This is a genomic window from Rhizobium sp. BG4 (assembly GCF_016864575.1).
Classification (GTDB): domain Bacteria; phylum Pseudomonadota; class Alphaproteobacteria; order Rhizobiales; family Rhizobiaceae; genus Rhizobium.
In genome coordinates this window covers 1,389,715-1,414,723 of the sequence record NZ_CP044125.1, presented here as the reverse complement: position 1 = coordinate 1,414,723, position 25,009 = coordinate 1,389,715, and the positions used below count along the sequence as shown (strand labels likewise).

Annotated in this window: 26 protein-coding genes and 1 pseudogene; 15 read left to right on the top strand and 12 right to left on the bottom strand. The window is 61.4% G+C overall.

The window, feature by feature from the left end; all coding sequences use genetic code 11:
• Positions 1–63 precede the first annotated feature (63 nt).
• Both F2982_RS07395 and F2982_RS07390 read right to left on the bottom strand, forming a co-directional pair.
• Positions 64–963: a ribokinase gene (locus F2982_RS07395; protein ID WP_203429683.1), complete on the bottom strand. Its 900-nt coding sequence runs from the start codon at positions 961–963 to the stop codon at positions 64–66.
• A 46-nt stretch (positions 964–1,009) separates the two neighbouring features.
• On the bottom strand, positions 1,010–2,236 hold the full coding sequence (locus tag F2982_RS07390) for a DNA recombination protein RmuC (RefSeq protein WP_112713669.1): 1,227 nt from the start codon (positions 2,234–2,236) through the stop codon (positions 1,010–1,012).
• 204 nt (positions 2,237–2,440) lie between these two features.
• Between F2982_RS07390 and F2982_RS07385 the strand changes: the two are divergent.
• From F2982_RS07385 to arsC, 7 genes and pseudogenes are all read left to right on the top strand, one after another.
• A pseudogene (locus tag F2982_RS07385) lies at positions 2,441–3,933 on the top strand (globin-coupled sensor protein).
• A 97-nt stretch (positions 3,934–4,030) separates the two neighbouring features.
• A complete protein-coding gene (def, locus tag F2982_RS07380) occupies positions 4,031–4,546 on the top strand; it encodes a peptide deformylase (RefSeq protein ID WP_025555441.1) in 516 nt (171 codons plus the stop codon).
• A gap of 65 nt (positions 4,547–4,611) precedes the next feature.
• Positions 4,612–4,899 carry a plasmid stabilization protein gene (locus F2982_RS07375; RefSeq protein ID WP_203429682.1) on the top strand — a complete coding sequence of 96 codons (288 nt, stop codon included), beginning with the start codon at positions 4,612–4,614 and terminating at the stop codon, positions 4,897–4,899.
• Positions 4,896–5,315 carry a type II toxin-antitoxin system VapC family toxin gene (locus F2982_RS07370; protein ID WP_203429681.1) on the top strand — a complete coding sequence of 140 codons (420 nt, stop codon included), beginning with the start codon at positions 4,896–4,898 and terminating at the stop codon, positions 5,313–5,315. The genes F2982_RS07375 and F2982_RS07370 overlap by 4 nt, the downstream gene beginning before the upstream one ends.
• Before the next feature lie 19 nt (positions 5,316–5,334).
• A complete protein-coding gene (gene fmt / locus F2982_RS07365; RefSeq protein ID WP_203429680.1) occupies positions 5,335–6,270 on the top strand; it encodes a methionyl-tRNA formyltransferase in 936 nt (311 codons plus the stop codon).
• Entirely contained in the window at positions 6,270–7,076 is an 807-nt protein-coding gene (truA, locus tag F2982_RS07360; RefSeq protein ID WP_203429679.1) for a tRNA pseudouridine(38-40) synthase TruA, read from the top strand. The genes fmt and truA overlap by 1 nt, the downstream gene beginning before the upstream one ends.
• The gene (gene arsC / locus F2982_RS07355) at positions 7,054–7,470 is read left to right on the top strand and encodes an arsenate reductase (glutaredoxin) (protein ID WP_203429678.1); all 417 of its coding nucleotides are present in this window, start codon (positions 7,054–7,056) and stop codon (positions 7,468–7,470) included. The genes truA and arsC overlap by 23 nt, the downstream gene beginning before the upstream one ends.
• Here arsC and F2982_RS07350 read toward each other — a convergent pair.
• The 3 genes from F2982_RS07350 to dapD form a co-directional block, all read right to left on the bottom strand.
• The gene (locus F2982_RS07350) at positions 7,458–8,054 is read right to left on the bottom strand and encodes a hypothetical protein (RefSeq protein WP_025555447.1); all 597 of its coding nucleotides are present in this window, start codon (positions 8,052–8,054) and stop codon (positions 7,458–7,460) included. The genes arsC and F2982_RS07350 overlap by 13 nt on opposite strands.
• Complete coding sequence (gene dapE / locus F2982_RS07345; protein ID WP_203429677.1) at positions 8,041–9,234, bottom strand: succinyl-diaminopimelate desuccinylase; 1,194 nt, start codon at positions 9,232–9,234, stop codon at positions 8,041–8,043. Before dapE ends, F2982_RS07350 begins: the two co-directional genes overlap by 14 nt.
• 110 nt (positions 9,235–9,344) lie before the next feature.
• On the bottom strand, positions 9,345–10,205 hold the full coding sequence (gene dapD, locus F2982_RS07340; protein ID WP_130279177.1) for a 2,3,4,5-tetrahydropyridine-2,6-dicarboxylate N-succinyltransferase: 861 nt from the start codon (positions 10,203–10,205) through the stop codon (positions 9,345–9,347).
• Positions 10,206–10,386: 181 nt separating this feature from the next.
• Between dapD and F2982_RS07335 the strand changes: the two genes are divergently transcribed.
• Positions 10,387–11,253, top strand: coding sequence for an LOG family protein (locus F2982_RS07335; RefSeq protein WP_199626066.1), 867 nt, complete (start codon positions 10,387–10,389; stop codon positions 11,251–11,253).
• A gap of 48 nt (positions 11,254–11,301) precedes the next feature.
• On the opposite strand, the gene F2982_RS07330 is transcribed toward F2982_RS07335, so the two are convergent.
• Both F2982_RS07330 and F2982_RS07325 read right to left on the bottom strand, forming a co-directional pair.
• A complete protein-coding gene (locus tag F2982_RS07330; protein WP_130279176.1) occupies positions 11,302–11,913 on the bottom strand; it encodes a calcium-binding protein in 612 nt (203 codons plus the stop codon).
• Between the two features lie 101 nt (positions 11,914–12,014).
• On the bottom strand, positions 12,015–12,722 hold the full coding sequence (locus F2982_RS07325) for a pyrimidine 5'-nucleotidase (RefSeq protein WP_025555369.1): 708 nt from the start codon (positions 12,720–12,722) through the stop codon (positions 12,015–12,017).
• A 174-nt stretch (positions 12,723–12,896) separates the two neighbouring features.
• On the opposite strand from F2982_RS07325, the gene bchE reads away from it, so the two are divergent.
• The 3 genes from bchE to F2982_RS07310 are packed head-to-tail and all read left to right on the top strand — an operon-like array spanning position 12,897 to position 16,325.
• Entirely contained in the window at positions 12,897–14,420 is a 1,524-nt protein-coding gene (gene bchE, locus F2982_RS07320; RefSeq protein WP_203429676.1) for a magnesium-protoporphyrin IX monomethyl ester anaerobic oxidative cyclase, read from the top strand.
• A gap of 55 nt (positions 14,421–14,475) precedes the next feature.
• The gene (locus tag F2982_RS07315; protein WP_203429675.1) at positions 14,476–15,555 is read left to right on the top strand and encodes a trifunctional transcriptional activator/DNA repair protein Ada/methylated-DNA--[protein]-cysteine S-methyltransferase; all 1,080 of its coding nucleotides are present in this window, start codon (positions 14,476–14,478) and stop codon (positions 15,553–15,555) included.
• On the top strand, positions 15,552–16,325 hold the full coding sequence (locus F2982_RS07310; RefSeq protein WP_203429674.1) for an isocitrate lyase/phosphoenolpyruvate mutase family protein: 774 nt from the start codon (positions 15,552–15,554) through the stop codon (positions 16,323–16,325). Before F2982_RS07315 ends, F2982_RS07310 begins: the two co-directional genes overlap by 4 nt.
• Before the next feature lie 7 nt (positions 16,326–16,332).
• Here F2982_RS07310 and argB read toward each other — a convergent pair whose 3' ends face one another.
• Entirely contained in the window at positions 16,333–17,220 is an 888-nt protein-coding gene (gene argB / locus F2982_RS07305) for an acetylglutamate kinase (RefSeq protein WP_025555365.1), read from the bottom strand.
• Positions 17,221–17,364: 144 nt separating this feature from the next.
• Between argB and F2982_RS07300 the strand changes: the two genes are divergently transcribed.
• The 3 genes from F2982_RS07300 (at position 17,365) to F2982_RS07290 (ending at position 19,287) form a co-directional block, all read left to right on the top strand.
• Positions 17,365–17,904, top strand: coding sequence for a sigma-70 family RNA polymerase sigma factor (locus tag F2982_RS07300; protein ID WP_130279461.1), 540 nt, complete (start codon positions 17,365–17,367; stop codon positions 17,902–17,904).
• A complete protein-coding gene (locus tag F2982_RS07295) occupies positions 17,901–18,620 on the top strand; it encodes an anti-sigma factor (protein WP_203429673.1) in 720 nt (239 codons plus the stop codon). Before F2982_RS07300 ends, F2982_RS07295 begins: the two co-directional genes overlap by 4 nt.
• 109 nt (positions 18,621–18,729) lie before the next feature.
• The gene (locus tag F2982_RS07290; RefSeq protein ID WP_112713641.1) at positions 18,730–19,287 is read left to right on the top strand and encodes a fasciclin domain-containing protein; all 558 of its coding nucleotides are present in this window, start codon (positions 18,730–18,732) and stop codon (positions 19,285–19,287) included.
• A gap of 49 nt (positions 19,288–19,336) precedes the next feature.
• Here the strand turns inward: F2982_RS07290 and yihA are convergent, their stop codons facing one another.
• The 4 genes from yihA to rpmH all read right to left on the bottom strand — a co-directional run bounded on the left by yihA (position 19,337) and on the right by rpmH (position 22,478).
• Positions 19,337–19,993: a ribosome biogenesis GTP-binding protein YihA/YsxC gene (yihA, locus tag F2982_RS07285; RefSeq protein ID WP_025555361.1), complete on the bottom strand. Its 657-nt coding sequence runs from the start codon at positions 19,991–19,993 to the stop codon at positions 19,337–19,339.
• Positions 19,994–20,123: 130 nt separating this feature from the next.
• Positions 20,124–21,914, bottom strand: coding sequence for a membrane protein insertase YidC (gene yidC, locus F2982_RS07280; protein WP_203430024.1), 1,791 nt, complete (start codon positions 21,912–21,914; stop codon positions 20,124–20,126).
• On the bottom strand, positions 21,914–22,321 hold the full coding sequence (gene rnpA, locus F2982_RS07275) for a ribonuclease P protein component (protein WP_130279171.1): 408 nt from the start codon (positions 22,319–22,321) through the stop codon (positions 21,914–21,916). The genes yidC and rnpA overlap by 1 nt, the downstream gene beginning before the upstream one ends.
• 22 nt (positions 22,322–22,343) lie before the next feature.
• Positions 22,344–22,478, bottom strand: a complete 135-nt coding sequence (gene rpmH, locus F2982_RS07270) for a 50S ribosomal protein L34 (RefSeq protein WP_025555461.1) — start codon at positions 22,476–22,478, stop codon at positions 22,344–22,346.
• 466 nt (positions 22,479–22,944) lie between these two features.
• Between rpmH and F2982_RS07265 the strand changes: the two genes are divergently transcribed.
• Entirely contained in the window at positions 22,945–24,942 is a 1,998-nt protein-coding gene (locus tag F2982_RS07265) for a methyl-accepting chemotaxis protein (protein WP_203429672.1), read from the top strand.
• Positions 24,943–25,009 lie beyond the last annotated feature (67 nt).

Genomic DNA, 25,009 nt, shown 5'->3' with positions numbered 1-25,009 from the left:
AGCGGACCGTTAGTAGTCTGAACGCCTTCACTTTTTGCTTGCGTCTATCGGAAACAGAAAAGTCTATAGCTTGTTTGCGACTTCGGCACTCAGCGGGATCGACGGCTGGGCTCCGGCCTTGAGGCAGGCAAGCGATCCGGCAACGGCTGCTCGGCGCAGCGCGGCCTCGAAATCGAGCCCTTCATCGAGGCTGGCGGCGAGGTATCCGCAGAAGGTATCGCCGGCGCCGACCGTATCGACCGGCTCGATCTTCAGACCCTTTGCGCGCACCAGCTGGCCGTCGCGAATGGCGATCACGCCATCGGCTCCGAGCGTCACGATCAGCGTCTGGCCGGTCTCGCCATGCAGGCGCTGAAGCGCGGCCTCGCGGTCGCCCGCTGTCATGTTCTCCTGGCCGGCAAGCAGCTCGAATTCCGTCTCGTTGGCGATGACGATATCGGCGAGGCGCCCGAGGCGTGCGGCATCGGCAATCAGTGGCGCGAGATTGAGCACGGTGCGAACGCCCTTCTTGCGGGCGGCTTCGAGCGCACGCTCCACCGCAGGCGCGGGAACCTCAAGCTGCAGCATCAGGATATCACTGGCATCCATCGCTGCGATCGCAGCATCGGCATCCGCCGCGTTGATCGTACCATTGGCGCCGGGCACAACGGCGATCATGTTCTCACCATCGCCGCCCACGAGGATCAGCGCAGTGCCGGTCGGCCCTTCGACGCGCTTGACGGTTGCGAGGTCGGTTCCGGCGTCATCGAGCAGCGCCAGCGCCGGCGCCGCAAATTCGTCCTTGCCGACGGCGCCCGCCATCCGCACCGTGCGTCCAGCGCGCCGGGCCGCCAGCGCCTGATTGGCGCCCTTGCCGCCCGCCGCAGTCGCAAAGCCGTTTCCGGCGACCGTTTCACCGGGCTTCGGCAGGCGTGCGGTGGTGGCGATGAGGTCCATATTGATGGAGCCGAACACAGTGATCATGTGAATGTCCCGTCCTTTGATTTTGGCGCGACACTGCCCGAAGGCCTCACTCTTCGTCAACTACCCTGAGCTTGAGAAGGCCGGTGCGGCTCTCGACGGATTTCGCGGCCGGCTGCGCGTCGCGCTCCGGCTTGGCGCCGTCAGCGGTCGCCTCGAATTCCAGCGCTTCGATCTTGGAGCCGCGCTTGGTCAGCTTGTCGGCAGAGGTGACGATCATGTCGACATCCTTCTGCGCCATGGCGAAATGACCCTGCAGCTTGCGCACACGCTCGTCCAGACGTCCGAGATCGTCCATCAGGTTGGCGACCTCGCCCTGGATCACATGCGCCTGCGCGCGCATGCGCTGATCCTTGAGGACGGCCTGGATCACCTGGATCGACAGCATCAGCAGCGACGGCGAGACGATGACGATCCGCGACCGGTGCGCCTTCTGAACGATCGGCTCGAAATTCTCGTGGATCTCGGCAAAGATCGATTCCGACGGCACGAACATGAAGGCCGTGTCCTGCGTCTCGCCCTGAATCAGGTATTTCTCGGAAATATCGCGGATATGAATTTCCATGTCGCGGCGAAACTGCTGGGACGCCGCCTTGCCTGCATCCGAACCGCCGGCATCGCGGATCGCGTTCCAGGCCTCCAGCGGAAACTTGGCGTCGATGACCAGCGGCGGCGCGCCATTCGGCATCTTCACCGTGCAGTCCGGGCGCGAGCCGTTCGACAGCGTCTGCTGAAATGCATAGGCGCCCATCGGCAGGCCATCGGCGACGATCGTTTCCATGCGCGACTGGCCGAAGGCACCGCGCGTCTGCTTGTTGGAAAGGATCGCCTGCAGGCCGACGACATCCTTGGCAAGCGTCTGGATGTTGTTCTGCGCCGCATCGATGACGGCCAGCCGCTCCTGAAGCCGCTGCAAGTTCTCGTGCGTCGATTTCGTCTGTTCGGTGATCGTATGGCTGACGCGCTGCGACATGCCGTCCAGCCGCTGGTTGATCGCCTGGTTGAGCTCGGCCTGACGAGTGCCGAAGACCTCGGCCATCGTCGAGATTCGGCCCTGCATCTCGGCCTGGATCTTCAGCAGTTCGGCCATGCGCGCATCCGCTTCGGCGGAGCGAATGGCCGCTTCCTCATTCTGCTCCCGTCTGAGATTACCGCTCCTGAAAAGCAGGAAAACCAGCAGGACGATCATCGCGGCGATGGCGCCGCCGACGAGAGCAAGAATGGCCGGATTGATGGCGGCGAGCGAAATGGCGAGCGAGTCGGCAGAATTGTTCATGCCCCACCATAGCAAACTTCAGCGCCCTGACTAGATCAAAACGTGAACATATCAACAGCTGCAGGAGATGCCGCCAAAAGGTCGCAGCCTGCCAAGTTGCTGCAACGATAAATCGTAGCGGGGTTTAACGATTGCTCAACCATATTTTAGAAATGTCGCAGCGGAAACAATTCCTTACATCGCCCCCGGCAGACAGAGATCATCATGACCAGCCAGCATTCGCAGTCCTCCCTCAAGCAGCGCCTTGATTTCATCGAGCTCGATGATACCGCGCGAAAGACGATGAGCGAGATGCGGCCGGTGATCAGCTCGCTGGTCGGCGGTGCACTGGACAAGTTCTACGCCAAGATAGCCAAGACCCCGCCGTCGCCGGTTTCTTCTCCGACGAGTCGCATATGGGCCGCGCCAAGAAGGCGCAGGAAAATCACTGGGCGAACCTCGCGGGCGGCAATTTCGACGAGACCTATGTGAAGGGCGTCACCGCCGTCGGCCGCACGCATGCGCGCATCGGTCTGGAGCCCCGCTGGTATATCGGCGGCTACGCGATCGTCATGTCCGAACTAGTCAAGGGCATCATGGAAAAGCAGTGGCCATCGATGTTCGGCCGCCAGCAGGGCAAGGCGCTCGCCGAAAAGCTCTCCGCCGTCATCAAGGCAGGGATGCTCGACATGGATTACTCGATCTCCGTCTATCTCGAAGCGCTCGAAGAACGGCGCCACAAGCTGGAAGAGGAGCGCGCCAAGGCCGAGGCGGATCAGGCGATGGCGCTCGATCATTTGCGCCGCGGCCTCGAAGCGCTGTCGAACGGCGATCTGGAAGCCTCCCTCCCGGCCGATCTGCCCGGCAATTTCAAGCACATGGCCGAAGACTATAACCGCGCCGTTGCGGCTCTGCGCAGCTCCTTCGGTTCGGTCCGCAGCACGTCTGCCGAAATCCTGAGCGGCACCAACACCATCTCCAAGGCAACCGACGATCTCGCACTGCGCACCGCTCAGCAGGCAGCCGGCGTCGAGGAGAGCTCGGCCGCCCTTCAGCAGCTGTCCGTCAGCGTCGGCCTCACCGCGGCCAATGCCGAGAAGGCTTCGGACGCGGTTCGCGAGACGCAGCAGCGTGCGAAGAGCTCCGGCGAGCTCGTCAGCAGCGCCGTCTCGGCCATGGCAGGCATCGAGAAGTCATCCGACGAGATCGCCAAGATCATCGGCGTCATCGACGAGATCGCCTTCCAGACGAACCTTCTGGCACTGAATGCCGGCGTCGAGGCCGCCCGTGCCGGTGAGGCGGGCAAGGGCTTTGCCGTCGTGGCGCAGGAAGTTCGCCAGCTTGCTCAGCGCACGGCGGAAGCTGCCAAGGAGATCAAGAACCTGATTTCGGAAAGCTCCGCCCAGGTGGACGAGGGTGTCGGCATCGTCAGCAGCACCGGTGAAGCTCTGAACGACATGATCAGCCGCATCGACATGATCAACCATGTCGTCGCCGAGATCGCCGCTGCCGCCCGCGATCAGGCGACTGGTGTCAACGAAGTCAGCGTCGCCATCCGCAACATGGATGCGATCACCCAGCAGAATTCCGGCATGGTCGAGCACACCTCGGCCGAAACCCGCCGCCTGCGCGGCGAGGTCAGCAATCTCATGGATCTGCTGCAGCGCTTCCGCACCCAGGCCGATATCCGCGGCACCATCAGCCGCCGCGCTGCGTAAGACGAATACGGCGATTTTCCGGAGGCGGCAGCAAAAAACCGCCTTCGGAAGTTTCGGGATAATTCCCACGCCCGAAAAGATAGGTTATGGGAACGCCATGACCATCAAGCCACTCATCATTCTTCCCGATCCCATTCTCCGTCAGGCTTCCAAGCCGATCGAGCGCGTCGACGATGAACTGAAGCGTCTCGCCGACGACATGCTGGAAACCATGTATGACGCGCCGGGCATCGGCCTTGCCGCGATCCAGATCGGCGTACCGCGCCGCATGCTCGTCATCGACGTCTCGCGCGAAGGCGAAGACAAGCAGCCCCAGGTTTTCATCAATCCCGAAATCCTGAAGTCTTCGGACGACCGCTCTGTCTATGAAGAGGGCTGCCTTTCTATCCCGGATTACTATGCCGAGGTCGAACGTCCCGCCACGATCACCGTCAAATATCTCGACCGCGACGGCAAGGAACTGACCGCCGAAGCCGACGGCCTGCTGGCGACCTGCCTGCAGCACGAAATCGACCACCTGAACGGCGTGCTGTTCATCGACCATATCTCGCGGCTGAAGCGCGAGATGGTGATCAAGAAGTTCACCAAGGCTGCGAAGTCGAAGGCGATCTGATCTGTGCATTGAACGCGCTCTGCCGACATATTATGATATCAGCGATATCATGAGAGAGGTGCCGCATGGGCGATCTTCTGATCCGCAATATTCCCGACGCGATGAAGCGAGACATCGCTTCGCGCGCCGAGAAAAACGGCAATAGCCTTTCCGACGAGGCGAAAAGCCTGCTGCAGAAGGCGATGGTCGGCACCTCGGGCGCGGACAAGCCGACACGGTCTGCGCTCGATGGCTTTCGTGAAATATTCTCGCCGCTGACCGAAAAAGAGCAGGAAGAATTCGCGCGTGTCATGGATGAGCTTGAGGCCGAGCGCAAAAAGGATTTCGGCCGGCCTCTTGAGGGCTTCGATTGATCGTTCTCGACACCAATGTGATATCGGAGATTGCCAGACCCGCTTCGAATGCCAAGGTCCTCGCATGGGCAGCCGCACAGTCTGAAGACCACCTCTACCTTTGCGACGTTGTCCTCATGGAGCAATCGTATGGGGCTGAGCGAATTTGGCTTCGAGATAAGTCTCCCCGTTACCGCGAGGTGCTAGATCGGCTACTGGTGGTTTACGGCGGTCGAATACTGGCATTCGACAGACATACGGCAGTTGAAACGGGCAGGCTTCGTGCCCGTCGCGAAGCGATCGGAAGGCCGGTCTCTCTGCAGGACGCCATGATCGCCGCCATCTGCCTTTCGCACGGCGCGACGCTGGCGACCCGCAACATAAAAGATTTCGAGGGGCTTGATCTCAAGCTCGTAAACCCGTTTGAAGACGGCTGATCGGTAAACGGCGGACAGAATGTCACTTCGCATCATCTTCATGGGCACGCCCGAATTCTCGGTTCCGACGCTGCGCACGCTTGTCGATGCCGGGCATCAGATCGTTGCCGTCTATTCGCAGCCGCCGCGTCCGGGTGGCCGCCGCGGGCTCGATCTGCAGAAGTCGCCGGTGCATCAGGCCGCCGAAATGCTCGGCCTGCCGGTCTTCACGCCTGTTAATTTCAAGGATCAGGAAGAGCGCGAGAAATTCCGCGCCCTCGATGCCGATGTCGCCGTCGTCGTTGCCTATGGCCTTCTGCTTCCCGAAGCGATTCTCACCGGAACGCGCGACGGCTGCTACAACGGTCATGCCTCGCTGCTGCCGCGCTGGCGGGGTGCCGCACCGATCCAGCGGGCGATCATGGCCGGTGACGCAAAGACCGGCATGATGGTGATGAAGATGGAAAAGGGGCTGGATACCGGCCCTGTCGCGCTCACCCGTGAGGTCGAGATCGGCCCGAACATGACGGCCGGCGAACTGCACGACAAGCTGATGCATGTCGGCGCCAAGGCGATCGGCGAGGCGATGGTTGCGCTCGAAAGCGGCAACCTGCCGCTGACGACTCAGCCGGACGAAGGCGTGCTCTATGCGAGCAAGATCGACAAGGGCGAAACGCGGATCGACTTCGCAAAGGCGGCTGCTGACGTTCACAATCACATCCGCGGTCTGGCGCCGTTCCCGGGTGCGTGGTTTGAACTCGAAATCGGCGGCAAGCCGGAGCGCGTCAAGGTTCTCGGATCCGAACTCGCCGAAGGCAATGGCCCGGCGGGCGAGTTGCTGAGCGACGATCTGGTCGTTGCCTGCGCGACCGGCGCTATCCGGCTGACCCGATTGCAGAAAGCCGGCGGCAAGCCACTGCCTGCCGCAGACTTCCTGCGCGGCACGCCGCTTACTCGCGGCGCAAGGATCAGCTGATGCCGCGCTACCGGATGACCGTCGAATATGACGGCGCGCCCTATGTCGGCTGGCAGCGCCAGGACAACGGCCCGTCCGTCCAGGGCGCGATCGAGGCAGCGATCCTGTCGCTCAGCGGCGAGACCGTTTCGATCCGCGGCGCAGGGCGCACCGATTCCGGCGTTCATGGGCTCGGCCAGGTCATCCACGCCGATCTCGCTAGGGCATGGTCACCCTTCAAGCTGCAGAATGCACTGAACGCCCATCTGAAGCTCGCCAGCGAGCGGGTTTCCATCCTCGATGTCGAGGCCGTCAGCGATCTCTTCGACGCCCGCTTCTCGGCGCTGCGCCGCCACTATCTCTATCGCATCATCACCCGCCGCGCGCCGCTGGCGATCGAGGCCGGAAAGGCCTGGTGGGTGCCGAAGGTTCTCGATCACGAAGCCATGCATGCGGCCGCCCAGCGCCTCGTCGGCAACCATGATTTCTCGACATTCCGCTCGGCTCATTGCCAGGCAAACAGCCCGGTGCGCACGCTGGACAGACTGGATGTAACACGCACTGGCGAGCTCATCGAAATTCGTGCCACGGCGCAGAGCTTCCTGCACAATCAAATCCGCTCCTTCGCCGGAACGCTGAGGCTCGCCGGCGAAGGGAAATGGACGCCTGACGATGTGCAGGCAGCGCTCGAAGCGCGTGACCGCAAGGCCTGCGGCCCGGTCGCGCCGCCCGATGGTCTCTATTTCATGCAGGTCGACTACCCCGATGTAATCACGGATAGGCGCGCAACGGCGGAGAGCACCGATGACGGTGAAGATCTATCATAACCCGGCCTGCGGCACCTCGCGCAACACCCTGGCGATGATCCGCCAGTCAGGCGAGGAGCCCGATGTCATCGAGTATCTGAAGACGCCGCCATCGCGCGAGGAGCTGATCGCCCTGATCGCAAGTATGGCGATTTCAGCACGCGACCTGCTGCGCGAGAAGGGCACGCCCTATCACGAGCTCGGCCTCGATAATCCCTCGCTTTCAGACGATGAACTGGTCGATGCGATGATGGCCCATCCGATCCTGATCAACCGGCCGATCGTAGTGACGGAAAAGGGCGCGCGCCTCTGCCGCCCGTCGGAACTGGTGCTCGACATCCTTGCCAATGCCGATATCGGAACCTTCACCAAGGAAGGCGGCGAAGTCGTTCCCGGCCGAAATCAGGCCGGATAGATTCCGAGAAACTTCTGCAGATATTCGGCAAGCATCATCGTCGGCACCAGAAGTGCCAGCGTCAGCGCCCCGACCATCAGCCCGTGGCCGTGAAAGATCATCCGCAGGATGCGCGCCAGGATGAAAACCTGCGCGATCATCAGGATCAGCAGCAGGATGGAAACGATGCTGACCGTGCCCGGAATGAAGAACACCAGCGCCAGCAACAGCCCGTTGATGTAGGAAAGGGGCACGCCCAGCCAGTTGACGCTGACGACGACGGCGGCGAAGCGGTTGCCCATCTTGAAGATCAGCAGCAGGATGCCGGTGAGAACCAGTGGCACGAACCAGTTGGCGATCTCGACCATGCCCAGCCGGAAATAGAAGGGCAGGCCGACATCGTAATGCGGCGGCATCGTCTGCAGGAAGGCCTGTCGCCACCAGAGCCACGAAATCCCCATGGGCGGCAGGCACCAGACCATCGCCCAGAAGGATCGGTTGACGCCGCGATCCGAGACGTCGAGAAAGCGGAAGCCGCGCGGATCCATGCGGATCAGCAGCCAGAGTCCCGCCAGATAATATTGGACTTCCCTAAGCCCCGGCATTCTCGAACCAGCGCTCGATGAAGGTCTGATAGATTTGCGTCAGCGTCTCCAGGTCAGCGACCGAAACGCGCTCGTCCACCATATGCATTGTCTGCCCGACGAGGCCGAATTCGACGACCGGGCAGTAATCCTTGATGAACCGCGCATCCGAGGTGCCGCCCGTCGTCGAGAGCTTCGGTGCCTTGCCCGTAATGTTCTCGACGGCCGAGGAGAGCGAGGCGATCAGCGCATTGTTGCGCGTCAGGAAGACATGGCTGGGCCGATCGGCCCAGATGATCTCATAGCGAACCGGCTCACGGCCCGGACGCAGTGCGCCCTCTGCCGCAGCGTCATCGAGACGGCGGATGATTTCCGCCCGCAGCGTATCGGCGGTCCAGGTGTCGTTGAAGCGGATGTTGAAGCTCGCCGTCGCCTTCGCCGGAATGACGTTGGTCGCCGGGTTGCCGACATCGACAGTCGTCACTTCTAGGTTGGAGGCCTGGAAGCTCTCGGTACCGCCATCGAAGGGCGGATCCATCAGCGCCGTCGTCAGTTGCAGCAATCCGCGCACCGGATTATCGGCAAGATGCGGATAGGCGGCATGGCCCTGGACGCCGTGAACGGTGATCTTGCCCGAAAGCGAACCGCGGCGGCCGATCTTGATCATGTCGCCGAGCGCATCGGGATTGGTCGGTTCGCCGACGACGCAGGCATCCCAGCGCTCGCCGCGTTCGGCCGCCCATTGCAGCAGCTTGATCGTACCGTTGATCGAGGGTCCCTCTTCGTCGCCGGTGATCAGGAAGGAGATCGAACCCTTCGGTGCGCCATGCTTTTCGACATGGCGGGCAACGGCAGCCACGAAGCAGGCGATGCCGCCCTTCATGTCGACGGCGCCGCGGCCGAACATCTCGCCGCCGGCGATTTCCGCCGCAAAAGGCGGGTGCGTCCACGCCGCCTCGTCACCGACAGGCACGACATCCGTATGTCCCGCAAACATCAGATGCGGGCCGTCATTGCCGATCCGCGCATAAAGGTTCTCGACATCGGGCGTGCCCGGCTCTGTGGCCATCACCTTGTCGACCTTGAAGCCGAGCGGCGAAAGCATTGCATCGAGCGCCGAGAGCGCGCCACCTTCGGCGGGCGTAACGGACGGGCAGCGGATGAGGGTCTGGAGATTGGCGACGGGATCGGTAGCGGTCATGACGGTCGAATTATCCGGCAGGAATGGCAAAGGCATGGCGAGGCGGAGACCGCCTCGCGTTAAGAGGGTGCCGTCTGTTTACCGGATCGCGGTCCGGCTGTCACTGCAGCTTAGTCGCGCAGCAGCTCGTTGATGCCGGTCTTCGAGCGGGTCTGCTCATCGACGCGCTTGACGATGACGGCGCAGTAGAGATGCGGTGCCGGCAGGCCGTTCGCCATGGTCTTGTTGCCTGATGGCATCGAGCCGGCGACGACGACGGAATAGGGCGGTACTTCGCCATACATCACTTCGCCGGTGGCGCGGTCGACGATCTTGGTCGACTTGCCGATATAGACGCCCATGCCGAGGACCGAGCCCTCGCGGATGATGCAGCCTTCGACGACTTCCGAGCGGGCGCCGATGAAGCAGTTGTCTTCGATGATCGTCGGGCCGGCCTGCATCGGTTCCAGAACGCCGCCGATGCCGACGCCGCCCGAAAGATGCACATGCTTGCCGATCTGTGCGCAGGAACCGACGGTCGCCCAGGTATCGACCATCGTGCCTTCGCCAACATGGGCGCCGAGGTTCACGAAGGAGGGCATCAGCACGACGTTCTTGGCGATGAAGGCCGAGCGGCGTACGACGCAGTTCGGAACGGCACGGAAGCCGGCGTCACGATACTGGTTCTCGCCCCAGCCTTCGAACTTCGAGGGAACCTTGTCCCACCAGGTCGAGTTGCCCGAACCGCCCTTGACGACTTCCATGTCGTTCAGGCGGAAGGAGAGCAGCACGGCTTTCTTGAGCCACTGGTTGACCGTCCAGGCGCCATCGGCACCACGCTCGGCCACACGAGCCTTGCCGCCATCGAGCAGTTCGAGCGCAGCTTCCACCGCATCGCGAACTTCGCCCTTGGTCGACGTGCTGACGCTGTCGCGGTTGTCGAAGGCCGCTTCGATGGTCTTTTCGAGGGATGCGAGATCGGTAGCGCTCATGAGGATTCCTTAAACTTCGAACTTTATCCTGAAGGCTACAGCGCCTCCGGGAATTGTGATCGGCAAGATGCGATCTGCTCTATCGCATGGACGCCCAAAATGGAATGATTTTTCGAACCAGATCGTTCTGGATTCAAGGCGTTAAAGACGTCGCTTGGTAAGGACTGAAAGGCATTTGAGAATGGCAAAGGGTAAGAATGGCAGGCTCCGGCGCAAGGATGGGGTCTGGGATCCGCTGAAGACGAGCGAAACCGACAAGGATCGCGCCCGCGCCGTACCGAAAACGCCTCAGACACTATCGCCGTCCTATCGCCTGGCCTATGTCGACGAAGACTTCCTCTGCCGCGAAGAACTGCGCCCGATCCGCCTTCAGCTCGAATTGCTTAAGCCGGAAATGCTGCTGGCCGAACGCGGCATCAAATCGACGGTCGTCATGTTCGGCGGCGCCCGCATTCCGGCCCCCGGCCAGAGCGCCTGGGCGGCCCGCAACGATATCCAGCGCGCCAATCTCGAGGCCGCCTCGGTCTATTACGACGAGGCCCGCAAATTCGCCCGTCTCTGCTCGCGCTATTCGGCAGCTCACGATTTCCATGAATATGTGATCGTCACCGGCGGCGGCCCGGGCGTGATGGAAGCCGGCAATCGCGGCGCTGCGGATGAAGGCGCCCCTTCGATCGGCCTCAACATCGTGCTGCCGCACGAGCAGGCGCCGAACGTCTATGTGACGCCGGAGCTCAGCTTCAATTTCCACTATTTCGCCATCCGCAAGATGCACTTCATGGTGCGCGCAAAGGCGATCGCGGTATTTCCCGGCGGCTTCGGCACGCTCGACGAGTTCTTCGAGTGCCTGACGCTGATCCAGACCGGCCGCATGGAAAAGATGCCGCTGATCCTGTTCGGTGAAAAGTTCTGGCGCAGCATCGTCAATTTCGAGGCGCTTGCCGAGTTCGGCACCATCGCCCCTGATGACGTCAATCTCATCAGTTTCGTCGACACGGCCGACGCTGCCTGGAAGATCATCCAGGATTTCTACGAGCACCAGGAATAGGAAAAACCCGCCGCGAGACGTGGCGGGTTCCAATCTTTCCAGCCTCTCTCAGAGGAACGGCCTGTCGGGCATATCGTCGATCGAGATGAAGCCGTCCTTGTTGGTGTCCAGGCGGTCGAAGAAGCGGCTCATCGCATCTTCTGCTTCCTGCTTGGAGATCTGGCCGTTCTCGTCCTTGTCGACGCGGCGCATCATCGCGGCGAACATCATGTCGCCACCATGGCGCTTGCCCCAACGGTGGCCATCGGGGCCGCCGTGCGGCCCCTTGCCGTCGTTCTGCGCCATCTGCTGATCGTCGCCGCCGTCCTTCTTGGCGTCCTTGTGCGCATCGCGCCAGGCCTTGATCTGCGCCTGGTGGTATTCGCGGATTTCGCCGGGCGTCAGGCTGCCGTCGTTGTTCTTGTCGGCGGCCGCGAAGATCTTGTCGACACCATCGATCGCTTCCTGCTTGGAAATCTTGCCGTCCTTGTTCTCGTCGAACTGCTTCAGCATGCGCACGAAGGCGATTTCACGGAAGGCGGCGCCGCGCGGCCCGCCCATCATTTCGTGGTGGTGGCGCGGCCGGTCGGGATGTTTGCCGTTGGCAGCAAAGCTCGCGCCGGCGGCTCCGGCGATCAGAGCGGCGGAGAGACCTGCCAGGATAAGCTTGTTGCGATACATGAGAATTCCTTTCGGTTCGTATCCCTTCACGACCAAAAGGTAAGGCTGCGATGCCGGAAAACCCAATTAAACCTAGGTAAGCTGGATGAAACTTTCGTAAGTCAGCCGGTAATCTTCGCCAGGAATGCGGTGAGGTCATCGGTGACGAAATCGATGTGATCCTCGTCGCCGCTGGTCTTCTCCCACCACTCGACGACGGTGTCTTCGAGGTTGTTCGGCACCAGAAGAACCGTCGCCATTCCGAGTGCTTTGGGCACCACGAGATTGCGCGGCAGGTCCTCGAACATCGCGGCCTTCCTGGTCTCGACGCGCTTCAGGGCCATGAACTTGTCATAGGTCACCTGCGCCGGCTTCGGCACGAAATCGGCAGCGACGATGTCGAAGATATCGTCGAAATGATCGAGAATGCCGAGCGCGCCCGCTGCCATCTCGGCGTGCTTCACGCTGCCGTTGGTGAAGATGAACTTCCGGCCCGGCAGCGCCTTGATCGCCTCGCCAAGCTCCGGTTGCGGCAGCAGCGAGGAGTAATCGATCGCATGCGCCTTCTCGAGGAAATCGTTGGGATCGACCCCATGATGGATCATCAGCCCCTGAAGCGTCGTGCCGTGATCGTAATAATACTGCTTCTGGAGCTTCCGCGCCTCGTCCCGTTCCAACTGCAACAGCGCCGACACATAGGCCGTCATGTTCTTGTCGATCTGCGCGAAGAGATTGATGTGATGCGGGTAGAGCGTGTTGTCGAGGTCGAAGACCCATTCGCTCACATGCGCAAAATCGGAAGTCGTCGGAGTGCGGTCGATCTTTGTCATGCGCGCCTTATGGCATGCCTCGCGCAGGAAGCCAAAATCTTTCGCGTGTTCTAGGCGGCCAAGCGCTTCGCGAAAATGCCTCCAAGTCTTCACAACTTTAAAGAGATTTTGACCTGATGCCGCCATGTATCGCTGTTGATTTATGCATAGAGGCAGGCGCACCGGGGGCAGTGCATGAAAATCGTTCTGATAAACCCACCTCATACCGCGATCGGCAGCCGCATTCCCGACGACCATCTACCGCCGCTCGGACTTCTCGCGGTTGGTGGTCCCCTAATCGATGACGGTCACGCCGTCCGGCTTGTCGATGCCGAGTTCGGGCCGATGGCGATCCCTGACATCGTCAGTCACGTCGGCGATCCCGATCTTGTCTTGATCGGCCACTCGGGCTCGACATCAGCGCATCCGACGGCCTGTGCGATCGCGCAGGCCATCAAGGCCGTCAAGCCAGGGATACGCATCGTCTATGGCGGGGTCTTCCCGACCTATCACTGGCGCGAGGTGCTGGCGGAAACAGAGGCCTTCGATGTCTTGGTGCGCGGGGAGGGCGAGGAGACGATGCGGCGCCTGGCTGCTGCGCTGGACAATGGCGGTGCGCTCGGCTCAGTGCCGGGCATCGCGTTCCGAAGCGAGGCCGGCGAGATCGTGGCGACGCCGCCGATGCAGGCGATTTCCGACCTCGATGACTATCGCATCGGCTGGGAGCTCATCGATCATCGCCGCTACAGCTATTGGGGTGGAAAGCGCGCGGTCGTCCTGCAGTTCTCGCGGGGCTGTCCCCATCTTTGCAACTACTGCGGCCAGCGCGGTTTCTGGACGCGGTGGCGCCACCGGTCGCCCGTACTCTTCGCCCGCGAGATCGCGCGCCTTTATCGCGAAGAAGGCGTCGAGCTGATCAATCTCGCCGACGAGAACCCGACCTCCTCGCCAAAAGCATGGCTCGCTTTTCTGGAAGCGATGATCGCCGAGAACGTCCCGGTCCAGATCGTCGGTTCGACGCGGGCCGACGACATCGTGCGCGATGCCGACATCCTTCATCTCTATCGCAAGGCCGGGGTCGTCCGATGGCTTCTCGGCATGGAGAATACCGACGAGGCAACGCTGGCGCTGATCAAGAAGGGTGGCGGCAAGGCGAAGGACCGCGAGGCGATCCGCCTCCTGCGCCAGCACGACATTCTTTCGATGGCGACATGGGTCGTCGGGTTCGAGGAGGAGAAGCTGAGCGATCTCTGGCGCGGCTTCCGCCAGTTGCTCGCCTATGATCCCGACCAGATCCAGGCGCTCTATGTGACGCCGCATCGCTGGACGCCGTTCTTCCGCATCGCGCGCAGCAGACAAGTGATCGAGGCCGATATTCGCAAGTGGGACTACAAACATCAGGTCCTGCAGATGCGCCACCTGCACCCGGCCGTCCTGCTCGCTGCGGTCAAGCTGATCGAGGTCGCAATCCAGGCCCGCCCAAAGGCGCTGATGCGCGTCCTCTTCCATCGCGACAGGCAGCAGCGCCATTCCATGCGGTGGTATACGCAGATGGGGCGCCGCGTCTGGGTGCATGAGATATTCGAATTTCTCTTTCGGCGGCGGCATCTTAAGGCTGGTCCCAGCCTTGAAGCATTCTGGGGCGCGCCGCAGGATGCCGAGGAGGAATCCATGCTGCGTCCTGCAAGGCGTGCAAAAAGCCTTGACGCCGCCGAATAAAATAGACGCCCGTTTTCGGGCGGACGGCGGGTCGGTGGGGTGGTAGAAAGACGCCATGCTGTTTGATCTGCCAGATGACGATGCGCTCTATGGTGCGCTGATTGCCCGGAGCGCCGACTACGAGGGGCTCGCTTATGCCTGCGTCAAGACGACGGGTGTCTTCTGCCGGCTGACCTGCCCGGCGCGCAAGCCGAAGCGGGAGAATACGCTGTTCTATGATTCCATCGCCATCTGCATGCAGTCGGGCTTCCGTCCCTGCCAGCGCTGCAGGCCGCTGGAGCAGGCGGGACGTGAAGCGATCGTCGATGATCTCCTGAAGGCGCTGGATCGCGATCCCTCGGTGCGCTGGAGGGAGGATGATCTCGTCGATCTCGGCTACGATCCCTCGACCGTTCGCCGTGCCTTCAAGCGTGCGCTCGGCATCACCTTTCTCGATATCGCCCGTTACCGCCGTCTCGGTCAGGCCGCCAGGCAGCTGGCCGATGGAGCCCGCGTCATCGATGCGCAGCTGGATGCCGGCTATGAATCCGCCAGCAGCTTTCGCGCCGCCTTCCACCGGATGATCGGCAAGGCGCCCGTGATCGTGCAGAACCGCGAACTGCTCTTTGCCGATATCTTCGATACGCCGCTCGGGCCGATGATCGCGGTTGCCGACCGGACGCATCTACATCTCCTCGAGTTTCACGACCGCAAGGCGTTGCCGGGCGAACTCGAGAAGCTGCAGCGCAAGACGCGCTCGACCGTCGCAGCGGGAAGGACGCCGGCGATCGAGCGGATAGAAGCGGAGATGAAAGCCTATTTCGACGGCCGGTTGACGGAATTTGAGACGCCTTTGGCGCTGAGTTTTGCCACGGACTTCGAGCGGGAAATCTGGGCGCGGCTAATCCGTATTCCCGCCGGCGAGACGCGCGCCTATGGCGATCTCGCCCGTGACATGGACAATCCGCAGGTCGTTCGGGCTGTCGGGAGAGCGAACGGCGCCAACCAGATCGCCGTCGTCATCCCCTGCCACCGGCTGATCGGCGCGGATGGGTCGTTGACCGGATACGGCGGTGGCCTCTGGCGCAAGCAGTGGCTTTTGAAACACGAAGCAAAGATGCGGGCGGCAAGGCCCGAAATGGAGGATGCATCATGAACCAGGCGGACAAGGCAAAGGCATTCGCAGCGCTGCACCAGAAGGGCAAGCCGGTCGTTCTCTACAATATCTGGGATGCCGGAACGGCAAAGGCGGTTGCCGAGGGCGGCGCCAAGGCTTTGGCGACGGGCAGCTGGTCGGTTGCCGCTGCGCAGGGCTATGCCGATGGCCAGGCGCTGCCGATGGCGGCACTTATCGATACGGCGAGAGCAATCGCCGCATCGACCGATCTGCCATTGTCCGTCGATTTCGAAGGCGCCTATTCCGAGGAGCCGGATGGCGCTGCGGCCAATGTAGCCAAGGTGATGGATGCCGGTGCGATCGGCATTAATTTCGAGGATCAGATCGTCGGCGGGAGTGGCCTGCATCCGGTGGAAAAGCAGGCGGCCAAGATCAAGGCGATCCGGGCGATGGCGGATGCCCGCGGCATCGCGTTCTTCATCAATGCCAGAACCGATCTCTTCCTTGCAGAACGCGATGAGTCCAAGCACGCAGGTCTAGCCGACGAGGCGATCGCGCGCGGCAAGGCCTATGCGGCGGCCGGTGCCAATGGGCTCTTCGTACCCGGCCTCGCCAATCCTGCGCTCATCGAGAAAATCTGCGCGGCTTCCACGCTGCCGGTCAACATCATTATGCGTTCGGGCGTCCCTGACGCGAAAATCCTGGCAAGCCTCGGCGCCGGCCGTATCAGCTACGGCCCGGGACCTTATCGGATGATGATGGAAAAGCTGAAGGAGGCCGCGGCAGCGGTTTACGCCGCCGCGCCTTGAAGGGTGATCAGGGCACGATCAGCGTGCCCGCACCATGTTCCGTGAAGATTTCGAGCAGGACGGAATGGGCCGTCTTGCCGTTCAGGATAACGACGCCCTGGACGCCCGCCTTGATGGCGTCGATGCAGGTCTCGACCTTCGGGATCATGCCGCCCGAGATCGTGCCGTCGGCGATCAGTGCATGCGCCTGGGCGACGGACAGTTCCTTGATCAGGTTGCCCTGCTTGTCGAGAACGCCGGGAACGTCGGTGAGGAACAGCAGTCGGGTGGCGTTCAGCGCACCGGCGATCGCGCCTGCGAACGTATCGGCATTGATGTTGTAGGTCGCGCCGTCGCGGCCGGGAGCGACCGGTGCGATAACCGGGATCATCTCGGAGCGGGCGAGCAGGTCGAGCAGCGTGCGGTCGACTTCGACCACTTCGCCGACGAAGCCGAGATCGAGAACGCGCTCGATGTTGGAATCCGGATCCTTGATCTTCTTCTGCGCCTTTTCGGCGAAGACCATGTTGCCGTCTTTGCCGCAGAGGCCGATCGCCCATTCGCCGGTCTGGTTGATCAGCGCGACGATTTCCTTGTTGATCGAGCCGGCGAGAACCATCTCGACGATCTCGACCGTCTTGGCGTCGGTAACGCGCAGGCCGCCTTCGAACTTGGATTCGATGCCCATCTTCGTCAGCATCGCGCCGATCTGAGGACCGCCGCCGTGGACGACGATCGGATTGACGCCCGACTGCTTCAGAAGCGCGATGTCGCTGGCGAAAGCCTTGCCGAGTTCGGGGTTGCCCATGGCATGGCCGCCGTATTTCACGACGATCGTCTTGTTCTCGTAGCGCTGCATGTAAGGCAGCGCCTGCGCGAGAAGATGGGCCTGCATTTCGCTTTCGGACTGGTTCATGGCTTACCCCGCAGAATGGATCGCGGGCCTTTTATCTCAAGTTTTTGACAGATGGAATAATGTGCAGGTCATTAGTTGGCTGCGCTCTTGTCAATTTTGCGCCCTGCCTTTTATCTAGGGGAGCACAGGGAGAGCGGCAGCGGCATGACAGGCGACGAACTCGCAAGACTGATTGGCCGCGTGGCGATGTCCGACCGCCAGGCGTTCGTCGCACTTTATCGGGAAACAAGCCCGAAACTTTTTGCGATCTGCCTGCGTATCTTGAAGGATCGGGCGGAAGCCGAGGAGGCGTTGCAGGAGATCTATGTGAAGATCTGGCAGCGCGCCAAGGCCTTCGCCTCATCGCAGGGCGCTCCCAATTCCTGGCTTGCGGCAATTGCGCGCAATCAGGCAATCGACACGATGCGGGCACGAAAGCCGGTCGCCGATGAATTGGACACCGCCTACGATCTTGCCGACTCCGGATTGGATCCGGAAAAGCAAGCTATGATATCCGATGAAGGAAGGCGGATTGACACCTGCATGGAAGAGTTGGAAGCTGACAGGGCGACATCGGTTAGGCGGGCCTATGTCGAAGGACTGAGCTACCAGGAACTTGCCGATCAGTTCGGCGTTCCGCTCAACACCATGCGGACATGGCTGCGGCGCAGCCTTTTGAAGCTGAGAGAGTGCATGGAACGATGACATCGCCTGATCAAAGCAAGGGAGGCCGCTCTCGCGACGAAGTGCTCGCAGGCGAGTATGTTCTTGGCGTTCTCTCTTACCAGGATCGGCGGGTCGTCGAAGAACGCATGCGCCGCGACCGGCAGTTTGCCGCCATCGTCAGCCGATGGGAAACCAACCTCTCCGCCTTCAACGATGAATATGAAAGCGTCGCCCCGAGCCGCGAGACCTTCAAGCAGGTCGAGGCCCGGCTTTTCGGCGATGCGGCGCATTCGCCGTCCTTCTCGCGCGGCCTCTGGAATTCGGCGGTCTTCTGGCGCTCGCTGACCTTCGCCTCGCTGGTCGTTGCCGCCGGTGCGATCATCTTCGCCTCCGGCATCGTGCCGCCGCCGCAGGGGGCAGTGCCGCTGGTGGCGGAATTGTCGGCCGCAGGCAGCCAGGTCAATCTGCTGGCCTCCTATCAGGCAGATACCGGCCGTCTTCGTATCGTCCCTGTCGCGGCCGGTAAACCCGAAGAGAAATCGCTGCAGCTGTGGCTCGTCCCGGGCAGCGGTGCGCCGCAGTCTCTCGGCGTCTTCCAGCCGGGTGAGGGCGGCGATCTCCTGATCCCGGCCAATATGCGCAGCCAGATCGGCGAAGGCGCTACGCTCGCGGTCAGCCTCGAACCCTTCGGCGGCTCGACCACGGGCTTGCCGACCGGACCCGTGATCGCCAGCGGCGCGGCACACCATCCGTAAAAACTTCAGTCCCGTCTGAAACTCTTTTCCAAAAGCCTCCGTAGCTCTCCTGACCGGGCGGCGCGAGGCATCAGGCCAGCGTTACGCGGCCGGTTTGGAGGAGAAGATCATGCTCAAGTCCGCTATGCGCACCATCGCGCTTGCCGCCGCCGTATCCGGGATCGCCTTTGCGGCCCAGGCGAAGAACCCGATGGTCGGCGGTGCACCCATGTACCCGACGAAAAATATCGTCGAAAACGCCGTTCACTCCAAGGATCACACCACGCTCGTTGCAGCCGTGAAGGCGGCGGGCCTGGTTTCCACGCTCGAAGGCAAAGGGCCGTTCACGGTATTTGCGCCCACCAACGAGGCTTTCGCGGCCCTTCCGGCCGGTACCGTCGATACGCTGCTCAAGCCGGAGAACAAGGCCAAGCTCACCAAGGTGCTGACCTGCCACGTCGTTGCCGCCGACGCGATGTCGAAGACGGTTGCCAAGATGATCAAGGACGATGGCGGCGAGCACGACATCAAGACGGTCGGCGGCTGCATCATCAAGGCCAAGGAAAGCATGGGCAAGATCACGCTCACCGATGAAAACGGCGGCGTTGCTCATGTGACGATCGCCGACGTAAAACAGTCGAACGGTGTCATCCACGTCATCGACAAGGTGCTTCTGCCGAAGATGTAAATGATTGCAGGCAGGAGAATGTGGGGAGGCGCCTTTCGGGGCGCCTCTTTCATTTCCAGTTGCTGATTTCGACTGTTTCGGCGATCGCCTGGCGCAAATCGTCCAGTCCGTCGCTCTTCTCAGAAGAGGTAGCAATCACGAAAGGATAGGCGGCCGGGCGCTTCTTGATCTTCTCGGCGGTCTCCGCGAGCAGCTTGACGACAGCCGGCGGCTTGATCTTGTCAGTCTTGGTAAGCACGATCTGGTAGGAGACGGCGGCCTTGTCGAGCAGCGTCAGCACATCTTCGTCGTTCTTCTTGATGCCGTGGCGGCTGTCGATCAGCACATAGACGCGCTTCAGCGTCGCGCGGCCGCGCAGGTAATCGAAGACCAGTTTCGTCCAGGTGTCGACCTGATCCTTCGGCGCCTGGGCATAGCCGTAGCCCGGCATGTCGACCAGCGCCATCGGCGGCAGGTCGCCGCCTTCGCCGGTATAGCCGTCGGGCACAAAGTAATTGAGCTCCTGGGTGCGGCCCGGCGTGTTCGATGTGCGCGCCAGACCTTTGTGGCCGACAAGCGCATTGATCAGCGACGACTTGCCGACATTCGAGCGCCCGGCAAAGGCAACCTCGAAAGGTCCTTCCGGCGGCAGGAATTTCATGGACGGCACGCCGCGGATAAAGATCCACGGGCGTCCGAAGAGTGGCTTGTCGTTCTTGTCCGTCATCCGGCCCTTATCCAGTATCAGAGGTCTGTCAGCTACCGCATTCAGCTTTTGCGGCTGAATGTCAACCTTGCGGCTGCGCGGTAACGGCGCCCTGAAACGAAAAAGCCCCGCCGGAGCGGGGCTTTCAACGTCATTTCGATGGTGCCGGTTTTCGCTTGAAGAGGCCCTTCAGATTGTCGAAGAGCTCGATCTTCACGCCGTGGCGCTTCATGATGACCGACTGCTGGATGACGGAGAGCGTGTTGTTCCAGGCCCAGTAGATGACCAGACCGGCCGGGAAGCTTGCCAGCATGAACATGAATACCAGCGGCATCCAGTTGAAGATCATTGCCTGGGTCGGATCCGGAGGCGTCGGGTTCATGCGCATCTGCAGGAACATCGTGACGCCCATGATCAGCGGCCAGACGCCGAGATGCAGCAGGGTCGGTGCCTCAAACGGCAGCAGGCCGAAGAGGTTGACGATCGAGGTCGGATCCGGAGCCGAAAGGTCCTTGATCCAGCCGAAGAACGGCGCGTGGCGCATTTCGATGGTGATGTAGATCACCTTGTAGAGCGAGAAGAAGATCGGGATCTGCAGCGCGATCGGCCAGCAACCGGCAACCGGATTGATCTTCTCTTCCTTGTAGAGCTGCATCATTGCCTGTTGCAGGCCCATGCGGTCGTCGCCGAACTTCGCCTTCAGCTCTTCCATCTTCGGCTGCATGCGCTTCATGTTCGCCATCGAAGCGTACTGCTTGCTGGCGAGCGGGAAGAACAGCGCCTTGACGACGATCGTCGTCAGCAGGATCGCCACGCCGAAATTGCCGAAGTAACGGAAGAAGAAGTCCATCAGTTTGAACATTGGCTTCGTCAGGAAGTAGAACCAGCCCCAGTCGATCAGACGGTCGAAGCGCGGGATCTCGTAGGAGGTTTCGTAGCCGTCGATGACCGGAACTTCCTTGGCGCCGGCGAAGACGAGGCTCTTCAGCTCGACAGACTGGCCGGCCGGAATGCTGACGGCGTCTTCCTTGTAGTCTGCCTGGTAGGTCGGCCGCTCGCCGGCATAGTAGGCGAAGCGGGCTTCATAGGCCGACTTCTGCGGCGGAACGATCGTCGCAGCCCAATACTTGTCGGTGATGCCGAGCCAGCCGCCGGTGGACTTGGCGGGCGTAACGGCTTCCTTTTCGGCGGCGCTATACTTGGTTTCGACCAGGCCATCGTCACCGATGACGCCGATGAAGCCTTCGTGCAGGACGTAGACGGAAGGCGTCGTCGGCTTGTTGTTGCGCGTGACGCGGCCATAGGAAGAGATCGATGCCGCGCCGGCGCCGCTGTTCGTCACCTTGTCGGTGATCGTGAACATGTAGCGCTCGTCGACCGAGATCGTACGGGCAAAGGTCAGGCCCTTGTCGTTGGTATAGGTCAGCGTGACCGGGGTCTTTTCCGTCAGCTTGGCGCCCTCGGGTGCCGTCCATACCGTCGATGCGCCGGGAACCGTGCCCGTCTGGTCGTTGCCGACATAACCGAGCTCGGCGAAGTAGCCGTCCTTCGATTCAGCCGGCGAGAACAGCGTGATGATCGGGCTGCTCTTGTCGACGGTCTCGTGATAGCCCTTGAGCTTCAGGTCGTCGAGGCGTGCGCCCGTCAGGTTGATGGTGCCCGAGAGAGCGGCGGTGTCGATGACGACGCGCGGCGACTTGGCAAGCGCTTCTTCACGCGTGGTCGTCACTGCCGCCTGGCCGGCCGGTGCGGCACCATTCGTCTGCGGCTGAGCGCCGCCAGCGGCGGGCGTCTGCGTCTGTTCGGTGGTCTGCTGCGCCTTCTGGGCTTCCTGCGCCTTGCGCTGCGCTTCGATGCGCGGATTCATATAAAGGAACTGCCAGCCAAGAACGATCAGCACGGAAAGAGCGATCGCAATGAAATAATTGCGGTTGTTTTGCATCATACGTTCCTGGAGCGGCCTTCATTCGACCGCTTTTGTTTCGGCTTGTTTTCAACGCGGGCTTTGAGCTCCGCAGTCAACTGTTGGAAAGATGCCTTCAAGACATCCCTTCTTGCGACAACCACATAGTCGTGTCCGGCTTGCATTGCAAACCCTGCATGAAGCCGCACGGCCTCTTTAAGACGCCGCCGCATGCGGTTTCTCTCGACTGCGTTGCCATGTTTCTTGGTGACTGTGAAGCCGACACGGGCTTCGGTGTCGGGTTCCTTCCGGTCAAGGACCTCGAGAAGGAAGAAGCCGCCGCGGCGTTTTTCGCCATTGCGCGCAGCAAGAAACTGCGGGCGGCTTTTCAGCCGCCCGACAGTCGATTTTTCTTGTTCTTTTTTGGTCGTCAATTCGCCCGCCATCTCTTATCGGGCAATTCCGGCCTTAGGCCGAAAGACGCTTGCGGCCGCGGGCGCGGCGAGCAGACAGAACCTTCTGACCGCCCTTGGTGGCCATACGCGCACGGAAGCCGTGGCGGCGCTTGCGGACAAGCTTGGATGGTTGGTAGGTACGCTTCATTTATTTAAACACCGCGGAGTGCGGCCCTTCTTAAGTTTTGCAAAGTGCAAGGAGCGTTGTTTTGCGAACGGACGAGGTCAGAGACCTTGAATGACCGGACGTGCGGCGGCTTATACGGATGGTGACCCCGGAAGTCAATTATACCAGCGCAAATGATCTTGCCGGCGCTGCCCATCAAAGTTGCACAATGCAAAAAGTCGCACATTGGTGTTAACGACTACGGCAAGGCCCGGAAAGGTTGAATTTTGCGGAAGATGTGTGGCTGCCGTTACGATTTTCCGGTGTCTCGGCCGCAACGCCTGCAATTTTTGCGAAAATCGTGCTGCGTTCCGGAATAATAGGGATCATTTCTTGTAGTCGGAACAACTAAAATCCGAAACATAACTTTAAGAAATTTCGCCGATATTTTGTTCATCGGCTGGGAAATTGCTTTCCAGGCTCTCTTCACCCCCAGGGAGACTATACTTTGAAAATTCGTGGAAAGATCAATTTGCTGGTCAGCGTGATGGCCGGCGTTGCGCTCGTTATCGGCGCCACGGCATTGTTCGCTATGAACGAATACAACAATAAGCTGACCGCATATGAAAGCGCTTCCAGCCGCGCCTATGCCGGTGAGCGCCTGAACCGTTTCGTGACGGCTGTCGTCATGGAAGCCCGCGGCATCTACGCCGCCAAGGACGTCAAGGACGTCGCACCCTTCGCCAAGGGCATTGCAACCGATCTCGACGAGATCGACAAGGTTATCGCCAGCTGGGCGCCGCTCGTGCCCGATAGCCAGAAGGATACCTTCAGCAAGCTCGTCGATCGCTCCAAGGAATTCCGCACCTTCCGAACCGAGACCGCTCGTCTTGGTACTGAAGTGAGCCCGGCTGCCGCAAACGATCAGGGCAACAACGACGCCAACCGCGCCAACCGCAAGGCCTTCCAGGCCGAGATCGACGCCATCGTCAAGACCGACCGGGCCGAACTCGATGCCGTTGACGACGAGATCGAGGCGTTCCGTGAGTCCATCTTCTGGCTCGTGCTTGCCATCACCACCTTCGGCATTGCCGCTGGCGTCGGCCTCGGCTTCTACATTGGCACCAGCCACCTCAGCCATCCGATCAAGAAGGTCACGACCGCGATCAAGGAAGTTGCCGATGGCAATTTCGACGCCGAAGTGCCTTATGCCGGCCGCCAGGACGAAATCGGCGACATGGCCGCTGCTGTCGCTGTCTTCAAGCAGAACGGTCTCGCGGTAAAGCGCATGAACGCTCAGGAAGCCGCGATGCGTGCCAAGAGCGACGACCTGCAGTCCAGCATGTCCGTCGTCGTCGCCGCCGCTGCTGCGGGCGATTTCAGCCGCCGCATCGAGAAGGACTACGAGGACGACAGCCTCAACCACTTTGCCGGCAACATCAACTCGCTGCTTTCGAGCGTTGATAGCGGTGTCAACGAAACCCGCCGCGTTATTGCAAGCCTTGCTGAGGGCGACCTGACGCAGACCATGCGCGGCGAGTTCCAGGGCGCCTTTGCCGAACTGCAGCAGAACGTCAACAGCACCTTCGTCACCCTGCAGACGACGATGCGCGAAGTTCGCGAAACCACCGAAGCGATCAACGGCAACACCAACGAACTGCGCGTTGCGACCGACGACCTGTCGAAGCGTACAGAACAGCAGGCTGCCGCACTCGAAGAGACGTCTGCCGCACTCGATGAGATCACCGCGGTCGTCCAGAACTCGACGGAACGCGCCCAGGAAGCCAGCGTCATGGTCTCCGAAGCCAAGGACAAGTCCGGCGCCTCCGGTGTCGTCGTCCGCAATGCTGTCGACGCCATGGGCCGTATCGAGCAGGCATCCCGCGAAATCAGCCAGATCATCAACGTGATCGATGAAATTGCCTTCCAGACCAACCTGCTTGCTCTGAACGCAGGCGTCGAGGCAGCGCGTGCCGGTGAAGCCGGCAAGGGCTTCGCGGTCGTCGCACAGGAAGTCCGCGAACTGGCGCAGCGCTCCGCAACCGCCGCCAAGGACATCAAGGCGCTGATCACCAAGTCGGGCGATGAAGTCAATGTCGGCGTCAAGCTGGTGCAGGCAACGGGCGAGGCGCTCTCCGAAATCGAGACCCGCGTCATCGCCATCAACGACCATATCCATTCGATCGCAACTGCGGCGAAAGAACAGTCGACCGGCCTCAAGGAAGTCAACACCGCCGTCAACCAGATGGACCAGGTGACCCAGCAGAACGCCGCGATGGTCGAGGAAACCTCGGCTGCGACCCACAAGCTCTCGGCAGAGGCCGACGGCCTGGTGCGCCTAATCTCGCGCTTCAAGGTGTCGAACCATGCTGCGGCTCCGGTCGCTGTTGCCCGCCGCGAAGAGCATCGCCCGGTCGCTTCGCCGGCCCGCCGTGCCATGAACACGGTCGCCCGTGCCTTCAACGGCAATGCTGCGGTCGCCGAGCAGAGCTGGGAAGAGTTTTGATCGCCAGACGCGCTCGAATTCAGGAAACGCCGCCTCCGGGCGGCGTTTTCTTTTGTGACGAACTGCC